Source organism: Mesorhizobium sp. NFR06 (genome assembly GCF_900115245.1).
Classification (GTDB): Bacteria; Pseudomonadota; Alphaproteobacteria; order Rhizobiales; family Rhizobiaceae; genus Mesorhizobium.
The window spans coordinates 76828-94391 of record NZ_FOVT01000018.1; the positions used below are offsets into that span (position 1 = coordinate 76828).

Sequence of the window (17564 nt, forward strand, 5' to 3'; positions counted from 1 at the left end):
GGTTTGTCGGGCGCGTTCAAGCCGCTGCCTCCAGCCTGGAAATATCGGCGCCGCGAATGGCATTGAGGTTGCGGCTGATCTTGTCGACCGGCCAGTCCCACCAGGCCGCCTTGAGCAGCCGCCGCACCGTGAATTCGTCGAAGCGCATCTTCACTATCCTCGCCGGATTGCCGGCCACGATCGCATAAGGCGGCACGTCGTGCGTTACAACCGATTTCGCTGCCACGATGGCGCCGTGGCCGATGTTGACGCCCGGCATGATCGCCGCGTCCATGCCGATCCACACATCATTTCCGATCGTCGTGTCGCCGCGGATCTCCTTCGACCAGGTCTCGGGGTCGAACCCTTCCTCCCAGCCATGGCCGAAGATGTTGAACGGATAGGTCGAGAAGCCTGACATGGCATGGTTGGCGCCGTTCATGATGAAGCGTGCGCCCTCCGCGATGGCGCAGAATTTGCCGATGATCAGCCTGTCGCCGATGAAGGGATAGTGATGCAGCACGCATTTCTCGGCGAATTTGTCGGGACCGTCGGGGTCGTCGTAGTAGGTGAAGTCGCCGATCTCGATGTTGGGCGCGTTTACCAGCCCCTTCAGGAAGCCGACGCGCGGATGCATCGCGATGGGATGCTTGATGTTGGGATTGGGTCCGCTCATCGCCGTCCCTCCATGGTTTGCAGGCATGTTCGGCCGGCGATGCCCGCGCGATCAAACTAACGTGATCCTTCCACAGCACCAACCGCTCAGTGGTTGCCGCCGGCCGCGCCACGCTCGGCGGCCTGGTCAAGCTGCAGGCGACGATCATCAGCTGTGTCGACGACTTCAAGCTGATGATGATCCTGTCTTTGGCCGCCATCCCGCCGGTGCTCTTGCTGCGCAAGCCCGGCACACCGGCCAAGGTCGATCACAGCGCAGTCATGGAGTGAAGGCGTCGCCCGGCTCGGCCATCCGGCCATCGATCCCGGCTCAATCGTCGACACGCTGCCGCGGGCGCTTCTGTCGCCGACGTTGGAGATTGGCCGACACCGCCGCGACGTCGTCATACTCGGGCTTGACCCGAGTATCCACGCCGTGACCCTTGCCGTAGGGTGCAACGGCGCAGAATTCTGTAACCCTTGCGACGTCTTAGCATCACGGCATGGATTCTAGGGTCTGCGCGCGTCGCTGCGCTCCTTGCTCCGCCCTAGAATGACGACCGGACTGACACGCCTCGGTCAATCGCGGAGGTTGGCGCTGTGGCTGAAATTGGCGGTGGGTTGAGCGGCCGCCCCCGGCGCGGGCCAACGCGATTAGCCGAGACCCTCATGACGTCGTCATACTCGGGCTTGACCCGAGTATCCATGCCGTGACCTCTGCCGCAGAGTGCAACGGCGCAGAATTCTGTAACCGTTGCAACGCCTTAGCGTCACGGCATGGATTCTAGGGTCTGCGCGCGTCGCTTCGCTCCTTGCTCCGCCCTAGAATGACGACCGGGAAGAGGGACATGGCCAATCTCGAAGGTTGGCGACCGCACATTGGGCCTGATCAACAAAACCCCGGCCAAACAATGCCGGGGCTTTTTCGTTTTAGAAGTTCAGGAGCCTTCTATTCCGCCGGCGATGGTTTCTTGCGGAACAGCGCCGCCAGATTGTCCCACAATTCGATCTTGGCGCCCTGGCGCTTCATGATCACGCCCTGCTGCAGGATCGACAGCGTGTTGTTCCAGGCCCAGTAGATGACGAGGCCGGCCGGGAAGCTGCCCATCATGAAGGTGAAGATCACCGGCATCCAGGTGAAGATCGCCGCCTGCGTCGGATCCGGCGGCGCCGGGTTCATCCGCATCTGCAGGAACATGGTGATGCCCATGACCACCGCCCAGGCGCCCATATGCGGCAGGAAGGCGGGCGCCGCGAACGGCAGCAGGCCGAACAGGTTGAAGATCGACGTCGGATCGGGCGCCGCGAGGTCGTGGATCCAGCCGAAGAACGGCGCATGCCGCATCTCGATGGTGATGTAGAGCACCTTGTAGAGGGAGAAGAAGACCGGGATCTGCAGCGCCACCGGCCAGCAGCCGGCCAGCGGATTGATCTTCTCGGTCTTGTAGAGCTCCATCATCGCCTGCTGCTGCTTCATCTTGTCGTCCGCGTATTTCTCGCGGATCTCGACCATCTTCGGCTGCACCTTCTTCATGTTCGCCATCGAGGCGTAGGACTTGTTGGCGAGCGGGAAGAAGATGGCCTTGACGATGACGGTGGTGGCGAGGATCGCCAGGCCGAAATTGCCGAAGAACTTGTAGAGCGTGTCGATGAGCCAGAACATCGGCTTGGTGATGAAATAGAACCATCCCCAGTCGATCATCAGGCTGAACTGGCGGATATGACGGTCGGCTTCGTAGGCATTGATCGTCGAGACTTCCTTCGCGCCGGCGAATATCTCCGACTCGATCGTTGTCGATTGGCCGGGCGCAACGCTGATCGCGTCGGACAGGAAATCGGACTGGTAGCTGTGGCTGTGCGGTCCGTCCTTGAACTCGAAATAGGAGAACTTCGGCTGGAAGGGCTGCTTCTCCGTCGGGATAAGCGTCACGGCCCAGTACTTGTCGGTGATGCCCAGCCAGCCATTGGTCGACTTGCCGGGCGTGTATTCCTTGTCCTTCTCGATCTTGGCGTATTTGTACTCCTGCAGCCCTTCGCTGCCGGTCACGCCGATCAGGCCCTCATGCAGCACATAGGTGCTGGCGACGGCCGGCTTGTCGAAGCGGGTGACGCGCCCGTAATTGTAGAGCGAGACGGCGGCCGTTCCGGAATTCTGCACCGTGTCGGAAACGGTGAACATGTAGTTGTTGTCGATCGAGATGGTGCGCTTGAACGTCAGGCCCTTGTCGTTGGTGAAGGTCAGCGTCACCGGCGTCGATGGCGTCAGCGTCGGATTGCCGTCGACGCTCCACACCGTATCCGCGCCCGGTACCTTGCCTGTCGCGTCGTTGCCGACGAAGCCGATTTCGGCGAAATAGCCGTTGGGCAGCGAGGAGGGGTTGAGCAGTTCGATCTCGGGCGAGTTCTTGTCGACCGTCTCGGTGTAGTGCTTGAGCTTCAGGTCGTCGAGGCGCGCGCCGGTCAGGTTGATCGAGCCCTCGAGGCTCGGCGTGTCGATCTTGACGCGCTTGGTCGCGGCAACGGCCTGATCGCGGCTGGCCGCCGTCACGGTATCGCCGCCGGGCGCGGTCGGGATGGCGCCGGGCGCCGGGGCCGGCGTTCCGGCCGCGCCTGGATTGGTTCCCTGCGCTTCCTTCTTCTGCGCCTCGACGCGTTGCTGCTCGATGCGGGCCTGCTCGCGCTGCTGCTCCATGCGCGGGTTCATGTAGAACACCTGCCAGAGCGTCAGGATCAGCACCGACAGCGCGATGGTGATGAAGAAATTGCGGTTGTTTTCCATCGAAAGCCTATCGTGTTCCGCGCAGCCGGCGGGAAAGCTCGGCCTTCAACTGGCCGAACGGAATGGCGAGCACGTCTTCACGCCCGACGATGACATAGTCACTACCGGGCGTCATGTCATCGGCAGCATGAACGCGCACGGCTTCCCTCAGCCGCCGCCGGACGCGGTTGCGTACCACGGCGTTGCCGACCTTCTTGGTCACGGTGTAGCCGACGCGCGGCGCAAGGTCGTCGCCACGGTCGAGAACTTCAACGAGAAAAAGCCGTCCGCGGCGTTTCTCGCCGCCGCGCACAGCCAGGAAGTCCGCGCGTTTCAGAAGCCGCCCGGGAGCTTTCCCCTTTGGCTTGCCGGTTGCGGGCAACGATCTCGTCTTTCGTTCAGGCGCTGAGCCGCTTGCGGCCGCGATTGCGGCGTGCGGCAACGACGCCGCGGCCACCCTTGGTGGCCATGCGGGCACGGAAACCATGCCGGCGCTTGCGGACGAGCTTGGACGGTTGGTAGGTACGCTTCATTTGTTTTAATACCGCGGCGTGCGGCCCTTCTTGATTCTGTCACTCTGTAACAGGAGCTTTGCCGGGCCGGCTTAGGCGCGATCGAAACCGCGCCGGGACGAATGGCCCGAGCGTGAGCGGGCTTATAGAAAGAAGGTTTTTGGAAGTCAATCCGCCCCGCCGCGAGGCAATTTTTTGGCAGGGCGACGATGAAATTGGCAAAAAAGCCGCAAATCGCATAATCTTGGCCGATCAAGCCTTTGTGAATGCGCGTCAATGACGAGTGAAACTCTGTCCACGAACGAGAACGCAACCCCTGTGGCGGCGAATTCCTCGCGCCGGGTGCCGCTGTCGCGCGGCCTGTCGACAAAGCTTCTCTTGCTCACCATCGCCTTCGTGCTCTTGGCTGAAATCCTGATCTTCCTACCCTGGATCGCCAGCTACCGTGTCAATTGGCTGAAGGAGCGGTTGAGCACCGCCGCCGCCGTGTCGATCGTGCTGTTGCAGGGCGAGCCCAACTCGCTGTCGCACAACGCCCAGAACGACGTTCTGATGGCGATCGGCGCCAAGGCGATCGCCGTGCGCGACGGTGGGGTTTCGCGGCTGCTCGTCGTTTCGGACATGCCGCCCCAGGTCGACGAGCATATCGACATCACCAATGTCGGCCTGATCAACGGCATGACCGGCGCGCTCGACACCCTATTCTTCGGCGGCAAGCGCATGCTGCGCGTCTTCGGCCCGGTCGGCGACAGCGACAAGGAATTCGAGCTGATCATGCCGGATTACCGTCTGCGCGACGCCATGCTCAGATATTCGCGCAACGTCGCCGTCGTCTCGCTGCTCATCTCGCTGTTCACCGCCATGCTGGTCTATGCGGCGATCGACCTGATCATGATCGGGCCGATCCGCACCATGACGCGCTCGATCCTGTCCTTCTCCGAGGCGCCCGACGACCCCGGCCGCGTCATCCGTCCCGCCGACCGCGCCGACGAGATCGGGGTGGCCGAGCGCGAGCTGTCGCAGATGCAGGACCGGCTGCAGAAGATGCTATCGGAACAAAAGCATCTCGCCGACCTTGGCCTGGCCGTCTCCAAGATCAATCACGACATGCGCAACATCCTGGCGTCCGCCCAGCTGATGTCGGATCGCCTGCGCCAGGTGAAGGATCCGACCGTGCAGTCCTTCGCGCCGAAGCTCCTGCGCGCGCTCGACCGCGCCGTCGCCTATTCGGAAGGCGTGCTCGCCTATGGCCGCACGCAGGAGCCGGCGCCGTCGCGCCGGCGCGTGCGGTTGCGCCAGCTGGTCGACGACGTGCACGGCCTGCTCGACATCGAGGACGGCATCGAGTTCATCAACACCGTCGAGCTCGCCTTCGAGGTCGACGCCGATTCCGACCAGCTGTTCCGCGTTCTCACCAATCTCTGCCGCAACTCCGTGCAGGCCATGGCCGCCGACACCGAAAGCGCGGTGGTGCGCCGTCTCGTCGTGTCGGCCGAGCGCTTGGGCAGCGTCAGCCGCATCACCGTCACCGACACCGGCCCCGGTCTGCCGCCCAAGGCGCGCGAGAACCTGTTCGCCGCCTTCCGCGGCTCGGCGCGCAGCGGCGGCACCGGCCTCGGCCTGGCGATCGCGCACGAATTGATCCGCGCCCATGGCGGCACGGTCGAGCTCGTCGAATCGATCGGCGGCCGCACCGTCTTCGCCGTCACCATTCCCGACCAGCCGGTGCGGCTCGACCAGGCGCGCGGAAGTTTGCGCAGGCCGGCTTAAGGTGCTCCCGTTTCGGGCTAAGCTCCGACCCAGGTCGGAAGCACCGCGACGTCGGTAAAACCACCTGCGACAAAACTTTTGCCGGATCGGCTTGCTTTTCGCAAATTCAGTCGTTAGGGAACACTCCACATCGCGGCCGGCCGTCTCGACCGGATCGCGGGGCCTGTGTCACGCAAGGCCTGTTGCGCGCCCGTAGCTCAGCTGGATAGAGCACCAGACTACGAATCTGGGGGTCAGGAGTTCGAATCTCTTCGGGCGCGCCATTTAACCCCTTGAAAGGACCGGATGAAATCGAACCGCCCCAGCGCGACGGACGAGGCATCCTGGACCGTTTTCGCCGTCTGAACCAAGCTTGAATCCGTTGGCGATCCCACCTCGGCACCGCGATTCCGCTGTGGGCGTGCAGTGCTCAATAGTGGCAATTTGTGCGGACCAGCATCGTGAACGGGTCCAGTTTGAAGTCTGCTTCCAGGCTTCCGCCGAAAAGCTGCAGCCAGTGCTCCTGCGCTTCATAAGCCATCTTCTCACGCTCCTCGGGGCATGCGAACTTCAGGCCGCCCACATTCTGGAGGTGGTGCACCATTTCGTGCACCAGCACCGAGAGTTCGGCGGCGGTTCCTCCTGTCCATCCCTCAGGCAGAAAGATTGTCCTCGCATCGTCATCATAGACCGCTAGAATCTCGGATTTGTCGTTCGACCATTGGTCTGAAGCCACATCCCGGAACCGCAGGCTGGCCATTCGGCTTGCAGGCGCAAATGCAACGGTGGCCTGTGTTGGTATCTTGGAAAGGCCAAATTCCAACGCGAGCCAGTCGCCGATCGCGTTCTGCAAATCTGTGAGGGACCGTTCCCGACCGGGCCCTGCGAACGACGCGGGCGCAACGACATGGTTGGTTCCCGGCAACAGCACTCCCGGAACGGCTGATCCAGATCCCGCAACCTGCTGCGCAAGGGTGCAATGGATGGTAGTCGCGAATGCAGCGGTGAGCACGATAATGCTAGCTGTCAGGCGCATGCGTTCCTCCGATCGTTCCGCAAAGACCAATTTTCAACTTGGCTCGCACCGCTTCGTTGGCTGACGGTCACCTGGGAAAACGGCATGGGCGGCTAGAACCCAGCCAGACAGTTGTCTCATCTGGCACTGGCCATTGTGGCGACCGCTCCGACTTTGTCTTGGACTCGAACGAAATCCTCATATGCCGCTGACGAACTGGCGATCTGCGGGCATTGGAAGCGTGGCAGTTGAACGGTATTTTCATGCGCACTAATATCTTGCCGTCGCCGACGACGGCCCGGGGTAGCCAGGATGGAAGGTGGGGATCAGAATTTTTCTTCCTTGCATTTCTCCACGCGCGAGCTTGCCCCGGCAAAGCGTCTGCCCGCATTGCGCGAACTGTTCGACCGCGCTGTCCGCCTCAACATCGACACTGATCCCGGGCGTCCGGTCGAAATGATGATGCACGTTGCACCGGGTTTGCGCAGGGCAACGATGGTGTCTCCGCTGACGGCGCAGGTGACGCGCCCGGCGTCAATGCTTGCGGATGGCGAGGACACGGTCTGCCTGATGATGAAGACCAGTGGCCACATGGCCCTGGCTCAGGGTCGGCGGGAAAGCGTGCCACAGGTCGGGGATGGCGTCCTGCTTGTCTACCGCCAGCCGGTCCTCCTCCAGTTCGTGGATGCCACCTACCTTTCCGTGCGCGTGCCCTTTGGCGCGCTTGCGGGGATGGCCGATGTCGAGGCCTCCGCCGCGCGGCTCGTGCCGCGAGCGACCGAAGCGCTGTCACTACTGCGGAGCTACGTGACGAATCTGCCCGATCGCTTTGCCGCCCCCCAACTCGCCCGGCTTTGCGCCACTCACGTGTACGACCTTGTCGCGCTTTCCATCGGGACGACCAAGGAGGGGCGGGAGATCGCGCTCCGACGTGGTGTCCGGGCCGCCAGGCTTGAGGCGATCAAGGCCAGCCTCGCCCAGGACGCGTCGCTCCACATCGATCAGGTAGCCGCCCGACAGTGCGTTTCACCGCGCTATATCCAGATGCTGTTCGAGGAGGCGGGTACCACTTTCTCGCTGTTCGTGCTTGAACAACGGCTGGCTGCTGCTCGCCACATGCTGACAAGTCCGCGCTACGCAACCTGGTCGATCACTGAAATTGCGCTTGAGGCAGGCTTCGGCGATATCTCGCATTTCAACCGGACGTTCAAACGGCGTTATCTCAAGACCCCGACAGACATGCGAGGGGATGGCAGACATGACGCAATACCGAACGCAGACCTCGATCGCTGAGATGGCGCGGCAAATGACCCGCCAAGCTTGAACCAACTTCCTCGAAGGGGCGGAGCGCTAATGCTCCTCACTCTGCCGGCTCGACCTTCAGCATTTTCAAGCTTCCGTCAGCCTGGACGACAGGAATTCGATGAAGCGCGGGGTCTTGGCTGGAATAAGGCGAGTTTCGGTGACGGCGTAGATCGATCGAGCGCGCCGCTGACCTCCTGCGCTATCCGCTGATCCATTTCGACTGGATGAACCGGGACCCCGATGCCCCCATGTGGCGCCGGTGGCTGGCAACGGCCCGTTCCATCGATCCGGACCTGATCCCGGACAAAGCCTGGGATTTGAGCTTCCGCGAGGAACTGCACGCGATCGATGCGGTCGTCGCCGGGCAAGGCATTGCGATCTTGAGCGACGTCGTGGTCGGCCGTGAATTGGAAAACGGCTCGCTCGTCAAAGCGCATCCATTGTCCTTGCCGGGCTACAGCTTTTATGTCGTTTGGATGCGCCACAGTCCGCGATCGGCGGTGATAGAGTCCTTCCTGGCGTGGATAAGAAGCGTCATGTGAGACTGTCGAAGCTGCAGCGCCGGGGTTCTCTCTTGAGAGGCCGAAACCGTGACAGCGAAGACGGCCAAACGATTTTTTAGGTCGCCGTAACCCACCCGCAATTCGACCCCCGGCTCAGCAGCTTGATGGCCCGTCGGTTGCTCCGCCAAGCAGTCTGACGTTGAGCCGGCCGCCGTCTCACTGCTGCTGCACCGGGCGACAGCCGGGAGCCGACAATTCATCGCAAGGAGGTGACGGATTGGTAGTGCCGCCAAATCGTTTTGCCATCTCGGCAAAGGCTAGTGCAAATGCTGAGACGAGTATCAGAACGATAATCAGGCGCACTGTCATTCTGCTGGTTTCGCGGCGTCGGCGAAAGTCCCTTGCAACTTGCGCAACCTCTGAATCGGGCAAGGACTGCGCGTGCTGCCAGCGCTTACATTCTCAGGGGTGCTGAAGGGCCATGGACGTTATCACGGACATGGAGGATCGGACACGATCTCAGGGTTGCCGAGTCGGTCAAGCGGTCTTGTCAGGCGTGTGAGGTTTCGTGACCGTCGCACTTTTTCCGCGGGCTCATCGGCAACATCATTCCAGACGGTCCAGGTTCCAGACGGCTCAGGACGACAGCGGAATCTAGGTTGGCGGTCTTCCATGACCCAAAACGGCCAACCTCCATTGAGTTCGGCTCAAAATGCGAAGGTGGTTATTCGCGGCGACGCGCCCCTTTCAAGCGCTTTGCTTATGTGGCCTCGAATCTGACCGGGCGGCCCACCTAATCTGCTCTCACGCAACGGACGCCGATTGCACGCGTTCTATTGATTGGGAAAACTGTGGCCGATTCGATGGCCAGCCTCATGTGCTGACACAATCGGAGGCGATTAGGATGTCTAGATTCAAAGACGCCCTTGAACGCGGCAAGGAAGCTCATCGTCGGCAAGAGGAGCGCACTAAGAAGGCGGATGCCCCAATGGCCGACTTCGGTGCTCAAGCCACGGCCTGGTTAAACGATGTCGTGATCGCATCGTTGGAAGCGGCCAAGACAGAGGTGGCGGGCGAGATGAACATCGACATAGATGCCACGCCGCGCCGCGAAGTCAAAGCGTTAACACCCACTCTCCGGTTCCAGATCTACAGGAAAGGATTGGAAAAGACGGCCAGAAGGACATTCACGGTGAGGATTCAGCTGAGTGGGGAGGCCTCAGTTTCTTCGCTCGGGATGGTAGCAGAGGACGTCGGAAATATAGGGGATAGGTCTGGCGAGAGGTTTCGCAACTTGATCGTCAAGCTGATCGAGGACGCTGCTAAGGCCCCCTAGCAGGCACGCAAAGCATTATTACGGGTTATCGTAACGACAGTGTTCCAACGAACCAGCCTAAGCACCCCGGCGCAATCGGTGCCGGGTAACGGGCATGCAGGTGATACCGACGTCAGGAAAGCAGGAAGGCGTTTCCCGTCACCCGTTCGATGCCCCCGCGTTCGCGCCCTCGAGCAGGGCGATCAATCCGTTGAGGATTTCGATCGGCGGCGGCGGGCACCCTGGAATATGCAGGTCGACGGGCACCACGTCCGACACGCCGCCGACGACCGCGTAGCTGCCGGCAAAGCAGCCGCCGTCCTTGGCGCAGCCGCCGAGCGCGACCACCCATTTCGGGTTGGGCGTCGCGTCAAATGTCCGCTTCAGCGCCTCGCGCATGTTCTTGGTGACCGGCCCGGTGACCAAAAGGACGTCGGCATGGCGCGGCGAGGCGACGAAGCGGAAGCCGAAGCGCTCGATATCGTAGAAGGCATTGTTGAGCGCGTGCATTTCGAGCTCGCAGCCATTGCAGGAGCCGGCGTCGACCGCGCGGATCGACAGGCTGCGGCCGAGCCTTCTGCGGGCGACGCCGTCGAGGGCGCGCGCCAGCTCGTCGACAGCCGCATCGCTGACTTGCGGTTGGCGCTCGGTCAAGGGCGGGCGGATCAGGCTTTCGAAGAGCAGTTTGCGCATGACGGCGGGCCCTTAGAGATCATGGCCGGAATAGGAGCAGTTGAACGATTTGTTGCAGAGCGGGAAGTCGGCGACGATGTTGCCTTCGATCGCTGCTTCCAGGAGCGGCCACTGGAACCATGAGGGATCGCGCAGGTGGCAGCGCTCGATGGTTTTATCATCGCTTATGCGTAGCCAGGCCAGGATGTCGCCGCGAAAACCTTCGACCAGTGCCATCCCCTCGCGCGGCCCGTCCGCGGCATTGCCCGCCGTGGCGACGTCGGCACTGATCGGGCCGGCAGGCAGGCGCGCAAGGATCTGCTCGATCAGCGACAGGCTCTGCTCGACTTCGCGGACGCGGATCCAAACGCGCGCGTTGACGTCGCCCTCCTGAAGCACCGGCACATCGAAGGCGAGCTGGTCGTAGGGCGCGTAGCCGGGCGTGCGCCTTGCATCGAAATCGCGGCCCGAAGCCCGCCCGACATAACCGCCGGCGGCATATTGCCGGGCAAGCTCGACCTTGAGCCAACCGGTCGCCACCGTGCGGTCCTGCAGTGAGGCCGTGTTGTCGTAGAGCTCGACCAGATGTGGAAAGCGCTGCCTGATCTCCGCGACCAGCGACCGGACGGTATTCGCCCCGGCCTCGGTGAGATCGTTTGTCACGCTCCCGGGCATGATGCGGTCACGCATCAGGCGATGGCCGAAGGCCGCATCGGCGGCGCGCAGCACGCGTTCGCGCAGCACCCCGCAATGCGCGTGCATCAGCGCGAAGGCGGCGTCGTTGCAGATGGCGCCGATGTCGCCGAGGTGATTGGCAAGGCGCTCGAGTTCGGCCATCAGCGCGCGCAGCCATACCGCGCGCGCCGGCGCTTCGACGCCGAGCGCGGCCTCCACCGCGCGGGCAAAGGCCAGCGAATAGGCGACCGTGCTGTCGCCGGAGGTCCGGCCCGCCAGCCTCGCGGCGCGATCGATCGATGCGCCCCGCATCAACCCTTCGATGCCCTTGTGCACATAGCCCAGCCGCTCCTCCAGCCGCACCACCGTTTCGCCGCCAGCCGTGAAGCGGAAATGTCCCGGCTCGATGATGCCGGCATGCACCGGCCCGACGGGGATCTGGTGAAGGCTCTCGCCCTCCGCCGCGAGGAAACGGTAGGCGGACGCGGCCGCCGATCCGCCGGGCGACGCCGCCAGCGGATGACTGATGCCCCATTGGCCGTGGTCCAGCCAGCGGCGGGTGTCGGGCAGGCCCTGCGGCGCCAGCCCGAAGAGGTCCGCCGCGGCGCGTTCCAGCCGCAAGGCCGGCGGATGGTGCTGGCCGACCGAGGGGTAGCGGCCGCCGCGACAATCCAGGCTGATCACGCCGATGTTCAGCGCCTCGTCGAGAAGCGCCATGTGCACCTTGTCCGGCTCCCCCCACAGGCCGAGCAGGCCCCACCGGCCATCGGCGAGCTGCCTGGCGGCAAGGCTCCAGGCCTTTGGGGTGACCACGGCGCGGGACCAGGGGGCGTGGCGCTCGATCCGGCGGCCTGCCTCGATGAGCTCGGCGAGCGCGGGCGTGTTTTTCCTGCTCATTGCCTCACCCCAGGATACCGGCGACATGCTGGAACCACGCCACCAGCGGTGCCGGCAGGTAGATGCCGGCGGCGAACACCAGTGCCAGGTGCGAATACATCGGCACGTAGGACGCCTGGACGGGCGCCATGCCGCCGCGCGGCTCGCCGAAGGCGAGGCCGGTCAGCCGCAGCAACAGCGCGCCGAAAGCGATGAGCAGCCCGAACACCAGCGGGATCGCCAGCCACGGATGCCTGGCGAAAGTCGAGCTGACGACCAGGAATTCGCTCATGAAGATGCCAAGCGGCGGCAGCCCGGCTATGGCCACGACGCCGATGACGAGCGCCCAGCCAAGTCCCGGATGGCTTTCGGTCAGCCCCCTGATCTCGGAGATCTTCTGCGTGCCCTTGACCTGCGCGATATGGCCGACGGCGAAGAAGATCGCCGACTTGGTCAGGCTGTGCATCACCATGTGCTGCAGGCCGGCGAAATTGGCGAGCGGGCCGCCCATGCCGAAGGCGAAGACGATGATGCCCATGTGCTCGATCGAGGAATAGGCGAACAGGCGTTTGATGTCGCGGCGGCGGTAGAGCATGAAGGCCGCGAAGAGCAGTGAGGTCAGTCCCATGGTCACCATCAGCGGTCCCGGCCCAATCGCCTGCGGATTCGCTGCGAGCAAGAGCTTGAAGCGCAGCACGGCGTAGAGCGCGACGTTGAGCAGCAGGCCCGACAGCACCGCCGAGATCGGCGTCGGGCCCTCGGCATGCGCATCCGGCAGCCAGGCATGCAAGGGGGCGAGACCGACCTTGGTGCCGTAGCCGAGCAACAGGAAGATGAACGCGACGCTGAGCAGGGCCGGGTCGAAACGCGCCGCCTTGTCGATCAGCACCGACCAGATCATGGCGTTGTTGCCCGCGCCGACGACCGGCTGCGCGGCCATGTAGACGAGGATGGTGCCGAACAGCGCCAGCGCGATGCCGACACTGCCGAGGATGAAATACTTCCAGGCCGCCTCCAGCGCCTCATGGGTGCGGTAGATGCCGACCATGAGCACGGTGGTCAGCGTTGCCAGCTCCACCGCGACCCACATCAGTCCGATATTGTTCGACACGAAGGCCAGGTTCATGCCGAACATCATGATCTGGTACATCGCGTGGTAGAACCGCAGGTTCGGCGCGGTCAGCCGGCCGGTCTCCAGCTCGTGGGCGATGTAAGAGGCGCTGAACACGCTGGTGGTGAAGCCGACGAATGTGTTGAGCACGATGAAGACGATGTTGAGGTCGTCGACGAGGAGATATTGGCCGGGCGCAGGCCGCGCCGTGACGAACAACGACAGCGCCGCGAGCAAGGTGAGCAGGCTCGCTATGACGTTGACGACCGCCGTCATCCGATAGTTCGGCAATGCCACCAGAATGGCCGCGGCGCCCGCCGGAATAAAGAGGATCGCGGCCACGGCGTCGAAGGAAACCGCGCTCACCTACGCTCTCCCCGGTAATCGTCGAGCGCGCCGACATCGACCGAATCGAACCGCTCGCGGATGCGGAACAGGAACACGCCGATGACGATGAAGGCGATCAGGATCGAGAAGGCGACACTGATCTCGACGACCAGCGGCATGCCCTTGGCGCCGGTGGCGGCCAGCACCAGGCCGTTCTCCAGCGACATGAAGCCGACGACCTGGCTGACGGCGTTGCGCCTTGTGACCATCACCAGGAGTCCCAGCAAGATGATCGACAGCGCGAAGGCGAGGTCCTCGCGGGCCAGCGGGTCGGCCTCGGGCGTCACCCTGAGCATCAGCACCATGGACAGCGTCACCAGCCCGATGCCGGCAAGCATGGTCGGGCCGATGCCGACGGCGGTCTCGATGTCGCGGTGGATGCCGAGCCGCTGGATGATGCGATGCAGCCCGACGGGGATGATGATCGCCTTGAAGACCAGCGCGATGGCGGCGGTGATGTAGAGATGGTGCGCGTCCTGGATATAGGCCTGCCAGGCCACCGAGAGCGCCAGCACGACCGCATGCAGCGCAAAGACGTTGATCAGCGCGAACAGGCGGTCCTGGTAGAGCATCATGAAGGAGATCAGCACCAGGCTGCCGGCGAGCAGATGGGCGATATCGAAGGTGAGACCGTTCATCACAGGCTCCGCGAGACGAACAGCAACAGCGTGCCGAGCAGCGCCAGCATGAGCGCCGCGCCAAGGAAGTCCGGCACGCGGAAGACGCGCATCTTGGCGACCGCCGTCTCGAACACGGCAAGCAGGATGGCAAGCACGGCAAGCTTGATCAGATAGGCGGCGGCGCCGATGGCCAGCGCTTTCGGCCCCGCCCCGGCGCCCGCCAGCCCCCAGGGCAGGAAGACGCAGGAGATCAGCGACACGTACAGCACCAGCTTGAGGAAGCTGGCGAGTTCGATCATCGCCAGATGGCGGCCGGAATACTCCAGGATCATCGCCTCATGCACCATGGTGAGTTCCAGATGCGTCGCCGGATTGTCGACCGGTACGCGGGCATTCTCGGCGATCGCCACCATCACCAGGGCGATCAGCGACATGCCGAGCGACACCCGCAGTCCGACCTGCGGCGATCCCATGAAGGCGGCGACCGTCGAAAGCTGCGTGGCGCCGGCCACCAGCGCCAGGCTGAACACGATGAGCAGCATCGCGGGTTCGGCCAGCGAGGCGATCATGACCTCGCGGCTGGCGCCGATGCCGCCGAAACTGGTGCCGACATCCATGCCGGCCAGCGCCTGGAAGAAGCGCGCGCTGCCGAGCAGCGCCACGATGACGATGAGATCGGCGGCCCAGCTGAACTCGAGGCCGGTGGCGAACGTCGGAACGAGCGCCGCCGCGACCCATGTGGCGGCAAAGATCAGGTAGGGCGTCACGCGGAACAGCCAGGACGCATTGTCCGCCAGCACCACCTCCTTGCGCATCAGCCTGATCAGGTCGCGATAGGGCTGGATCAGCGCAGGTCCTTGCCGCCTGACCAGCCTCGCCTTCACCTTGCGCACGAAGCCGATCAGAAGCGGCGCCAGCAGAAGCACCGAAAGCATCTGCGCGCCCTGCACGGCCAGCTCGAAAATCACGGCCATAGCGCCAGCACCAGAAGCAGGATGACGAGGTAGAGGAAGACCAGCGTCAGATAGCGTCGGATGGTCAGGAACTGCAGGTGATTCAGCCGCTCGGTGGCGAAATCGATCGCGCCGGTGATCGGCTGGTAGAAAATCTCCCAGGCGACATCGTGCATATCCACCTTGAGGCGCGCCGGTTCGAGGGAGCCCGGCGCCGGCATTTCCACCGTCTCGCGGGCGCGGAACGCGAAGCCGCCGAAGACGCGGCGAATCGGCTGCGCGAAGCTGACGGCCGTATATTGCGCGGCGGGCACCGCGTCGGCGAAGCCGCACCCCCATGCCGGACCGCGGCGCAGCGCGTGCGAGGCGAAGCGGTGGATGACGAAGGCCGCGAGCGAGGCCGAGATGGTGATGAAGACGAACACCAGCAGGCCGTTGTAGGAGCTGCGGCTCTCGGCGATCGGCACGATCGACAGCCAGGGCTGCGCCGTCTGCACCGGCATGCGGTCGCCGATCAGCGAAAGCGTCACCGGCGACAAGCCGTCGATGACGAAGCCGGGCAGAATGCCGGCGAGCAGACAGAAGGCGGCAAGCACGGCCATCGCCGCCAGCGACCAGCGGTCGACCTCATGCGCCCGTTCCACCACCGGCGATCGCACCCGGCCCAGGAAGGTGATGCCGAACGCCTTGACGAAGCAGGCCACGGCCAGCGCCGCGGCCAGCGCCAGCATGCCGCCGACCGCGGGCACGATGACCTTCAACCCCCAGTGCGGCAGCTCGGGGCTCTGCAATATCGCCTGGAAGGCAAGCCATTCGGAGGCGAAGCCGTTGAACGGCGGCAGCGCCGAGATCGAGACGCAGCCGAGGAGGAAGACGAAGCTGGTCACCGGCAGGCGATGGATGAGGCCGCCCAGCTTCTCCATATCGCGCTCGCCGGTCGCCGTCAGCACGGCGCCTGCGCCGAAAAACAGCAGGCTCTTGAAGAAGGAATGGTTCAGCACGTGGAAGAGCGCCGCGGTGAAGGCCAGCGCCGCCACCGACGGCATGGCGTTCGCCTTGAACGCCAGCGCCAGGCCGAGGCTGGCGAAGATGACGCCGATGTTCTCGATGGTCGAATAGGCCAGCAGCCGCTTGAGGTCTTTTTCCATCAGCGCGTGCAGGATGCCGAGGACCGCCGTCACGCCGCCGATGAGAAGCACGGCTATGCCCGACCACCATGCCGGCTCGCCAAGCAGGTCGAAGACCACGCGGATGAAACCATAGACGGCGACCTTCGTCATGATGCCGCTCATCAGCGCCGAGACGTGGCTGGGTGCTGCCGGATGGGCAAGCGGCAGCCAGGCATGCAGCGGCACGAGGCCGGCCTTGGAGCCGGCGCCGAGCAGCATGAGGCCGAGCACCGCGCCGGCGGCGAACCGCCCGGGATGCGCCACCCGCATTGTGTCGAATGCATAGCTTCCGGTCGGCCCAGCCAGCAGGCCGAAGGCAAGCAGCAGCGCCAGCGTGCCGAAGCTGGCCATCACCAGGTAGATGGTGCCGGCCCGTCTGTTGGCCGCGTCGCTGTGATGCGCCATGACCAGCGCCCAGGAGGCGAGCGACATGAACTCCCACGACAACAGGAAGCTGAAGGCGTCGTCGGCCAGCACGACCAGGTTCATGCCGGCGAGGAATGCCGGATAGAACGGCAGCACACGGTGCGGCGCGGATTCGTGCCGGCCGTAGCCAAGTGCGTAGAGGCTGGTGACGGCGCCGCCCAGATTGACGACGACGAGAAAGAACGCCGACAGGCCGTCGAGACGAAACCGGGCGCCGGTCCAGGGCAGGCCGAGCGGCAAGGTGATGGCGGACACCTCGCCGGGGCTGCCGGCGAGATGGCCCGCTATGGTGACGAGCAGCGCGGCAGAGATGACAAGCGCCGCGCCATAGATCAGACGCGTCGCATAGACGAGCCGGCTGGCGGCCACGGCCAGGATGGCTGTTCCTAGAAGCGCGGCGGGACCGCACAGCAGAAGGGCCACGGTCGAATTCACGCCAGGCTCCCGCCCGGTTCAGCTTCGTTGCCGCCGGCTTCGGACGACTTGGCCGGATCGAACCCGGCCTTCAGCCGCACGCCGCGGCCGCCGCCCTGGCTGACCGCGCCTTCGCCGATCAGCTCGATGCCGGCCACATCGAGCGCCGCGATCAGCTTCATCAGCGAATCGACGTTGCCCCGGATGATCGAGCCGCTGGCTTCCATGCGCTGGATCGTCGGCACCGACAGGCCGGACAATTCGGCGAGCCGCCGTTGATCGATGCCGAGCAGCGATCTGGCGGCGCGCAATTGCGGTGCGGTTATCACCGGCGACTCTCTGGTTCACTTCTGAAATATGAGGTCTCGGTGCTGTAGCCTACATTAAAATGTCCTACAGTCAATGATTGATGTTTTAAACATCGATACTGATGGCATGTCGCCGCGGCCCGGGGCGCAAGACCTCGTGATT

The 17564-nt window shown here is 63.9% G+C and carries 16 protein-coding genes, 1 tRNA gene and 2 pseudogenes; 6 read left to right on the forward strand and 13 right to left on the reverse strand.

The features are described 5' to 3' along the window. Positions 1 to 16: 16 nt before the first annotated feature. A complete protein-coding gene (locus tag F3H96_RS25345) occupies positions 17 to 655 on the reverse strand; it encodes a CatB-related O-acetyltransferase (protein WP_149804417.1) in 639 nt (212 codons plus the stop codon). 95 nt (positions 656 to 750) lie between these two features. Between F3H96_RS25345 and F3H96_RS25350 the strand changes: the two are divergent. After that, positions 751 to 924, forward strand: a pseudogene (locus F3H96_RS25350) (EmrB/QacA family drug resistance transporter); the annotation flags it as partial. A 658-nt stretch (positions 925 to 1582) separates the two neighbouring features. On the opposite strand, the gene yidC reads toward F3H96_RS25350, so the two are convergent. The 3 genes from yidC to rpmH are packed head-to-tail and all read right to left on the reverse strand — an operon-like array spanning position 1583 to position 3924. Next, positions 1583 to 3412 carry a membrane protein insertase YidC gene (gene yidC, locus F3H96_RS25355; protein ID WP_149804418.1) on the reverse strand — a complete coding sequence of 610 codons (1830 nt, stop codon included), beginning with the start codon at positions 3410 to 3412 and terminating at the stop codon, positions 1583 to 1585. Positions 3413 to 3419: 7 nt separating this feature from the next. After that, complete coding sequence (gene rnpA, locus F3H96_RS25360; protein WP_149804419.1) at positions 3420 to 3773, reverse strand: ribonuclease P protein component; 354 nt, start codon at positions 3771 to 3773, stop codon at positions 3420 to 3422. Between the two features lie 16 nt (positions 3774 to 3789). Then, positions 3790 to 3924: a 50S ribosomal protein L34 gene (gene rpmH, locus F3H96_RS25365; protein WP_008833937.1), complete on the reverse strand. Its 135-nt coding sequence runs from the start codon at positions 3922 to 3924 to the stop codon at positions 3790 to 3792. A gap of 255 nt (positions 3925 to 4179) precedes the next feature. Between rpmH and F3H96_RS25370 the strand changes: the two genes are divergently transcribed. Together F3H96_RS25370 and F3H96_RS25375 are read left to right on the forward strand one after the other, a co-directional pair. Beyond that, positions 4180 to 5673 (forward strand): HAMP domain-containing sensor histidine kinase, encoded by a 1494-nt coding sequence (locus F3H96_RS25370; RefSeq protein WP_149804420.1) that lies wholly within the window; start codon positions 4180 to 4182, stop codon positions 5671 to 5673. Positions 5674 to 5859: 186 nt separating this feature from the next. Continuing rightward, positions 5860 to 5936 (forward strand) — tRNA-Arg (locus F3H96_RS25375). 146 nt (positions 5937 to 6082) lie between these two features. Here F3H96_RS25375 and F3H96_RS25380 read toward each other — a convergent pair. Then, positions 6083 to 6688 (reverse strand): DUF6647 family protein, encoded by a 606-nt coding sequence (locus F3H96_RS25380; RefSeq protein ID WP_149804421.1) that lies wholly within the window; start codon positions 6686 to 6688, stop codon positions 6083 to 6085. Positions 6689 to 6979: 291 nt separating this feature from the next. Here F3H96_RS25380 and F3H96_RS25385 point away from each other — a divergent pair, with 291 nt between their 5' ends. Beyond that, positions 6980 to 7960, forward strand: coding sequence for a helix-turn-helix transcriptional regulator (locus F3H96_RS25385; protein ID WP_149804422.1), 981 nt, complete (start codon positions 6980 to 6982; stop codon positions 7958 to 7960). Positions 7961 to 8056: 96 nt separating this feature from the next. Here the strand turns inward: F3H96_RS25385 and F3H96_RS31295 are convergent. Continuing rightward, positions 8057 to 8152 (reverse strand): annotated as a pseudogene (locus F3H96_RS31295) (LysR family transcriptional regulator); the annotation flags it as partial. A 44-nt stretch (positions 8153 to 8196) separates the two neighbouring features. Here F3H96_RS31295 and F3H96_RS25390 point away from each other — a divergent pair. Both F3H96_RS25390 and F3H96_RS25395 read left to right on the forward strand, forming a co-directional pair. Continuing rightward, complete coding sequence (locus F3H96_RS25390; RefSeq protein ID WP_244620144.1) at positions 8197 to 8514, forward strand: LysR substrate-binding domain-containing protein; 318 nt, start codon at positions 8197 to 8199, stop codon at positions 8512 to 8514. An 865-nt stretch (positions 8515 to 9379) separates the two neighbouring features. After that, positions 9380 to 9811 carry a hypothetical protein gene (locus F3H96_RS25395; RefSeq protein ID WP_149804423.1) on the forward strand — a complete coding sequence of 144 codons (432 nt, stop codon included), beginning with the start codon at positions 9380 to 9382 and terminating at the stop codon, positions 9809 to 9811. 138 nt (positions 9812 to 9949) lie between these two features. On the opposite strand, the gene nuoB is transcribed toward F3H96_RS25395, so the two are convergent. Genes nuoB through F3H96_RS25430 form a run of 7 tightly spaced genes read right to left on the reverse strand, consistent with a single transcriptional unit; the run spans position 9950 to position 17422 of the window. Beyond that, complete coding sequence (gene nuoB, locus F3H96_RS25400; RefSeq protein WP_149804424.1) at positions 9950 to 10483, reverse strand: NADH-quinone oxidoreductase subunit NuoB; 534 nt, start codon at positions 10481 to 10483, stop codon at positions 9950 to 9952. Between the two features lie 12 nt (positions 10484 to 10495). Then, positions 10496 to 12034, reverse strand: a complete 1539-nt coding sequence (locus F3H96_RS25405) for an NADH-quinone oxidoreductase subunit C (protein ID WP_149804425.1) — start codon at positions 12032 to 12034, stop codon at positions 10496 to 10498. A gap of 4 nt (positions 12035 to 12038) precedes the next feature. After that, positions 12039 to 13490 (reverse strand): hydrogenase 4 subunit F, encoded by a 1452-nt coding sequence (locus F3H96_RS25410; protein ID WP_149804426.1) that lies wholly within the window; start codon positions 13488 to 13490, stop codon positions 12039 to 12041. Beyond that, on the reverse strand, positions 13487 to 14149 hold the full coding sequence (locus F3H96_RS25415; RefSeq protein ID WP_149804427.1) for a hydrogenase-4 component E: 663 nt from the start codon (positions 14147 to 14149) through the stop codon (positions 13487 to 13489). The genes F3H96_RS25410 and F3H96_RS25415 overlap by 4 nt, the downstream gene beginning before the upstream one ends. After that, on the reverse strand, positions 14149 to 15105 hold the full coding sequence (locus tag F3H96_RS25420; protein ID WP_149804428.1) for an NADH-quinone oxidoreductase subunit H: 957 nt from the start codon (positions 15103 to 15105) through the stop codon (positions 14149 to 14151). The genes F3H96_RS25415 and F3H96_RS25420 overlap by 1 nt, the downstream gene beginning before the upstream one ends. Further along, on the reverse strand, positions 15096 to 17114 hold the full coding sequence (hyfB, locus tag F3H96_RS25425; protein WP_149804429.1) for a hydrogenase 4 subunit B: 2019 nt from the start codon (positions 17112 to 17114) through the stop codon (positions 15096 to 15098). The genes F3H96_RS25420 and hyfB overlap by 10 nt, the downstream gene beginning before the upstream one ends. Then, the gene (locus F3H96_RS25430; protein WP_149804430.1) at positions 17111 to 17422 is read right to left on the reverse strand and encodes a helix-turn-helix transcriptional regulator; all 312 of its coding nucleotides are present in this window, start codon (positions 17420 to 17422) and stop codon (positions 17111 to 17113) included. Before F3H96_RS25430 ends, hyfB begins: the two co-directional genes overlap by 4 nt. Positions 17423 to 17564 lie beyond the last annotated feature (142 nt).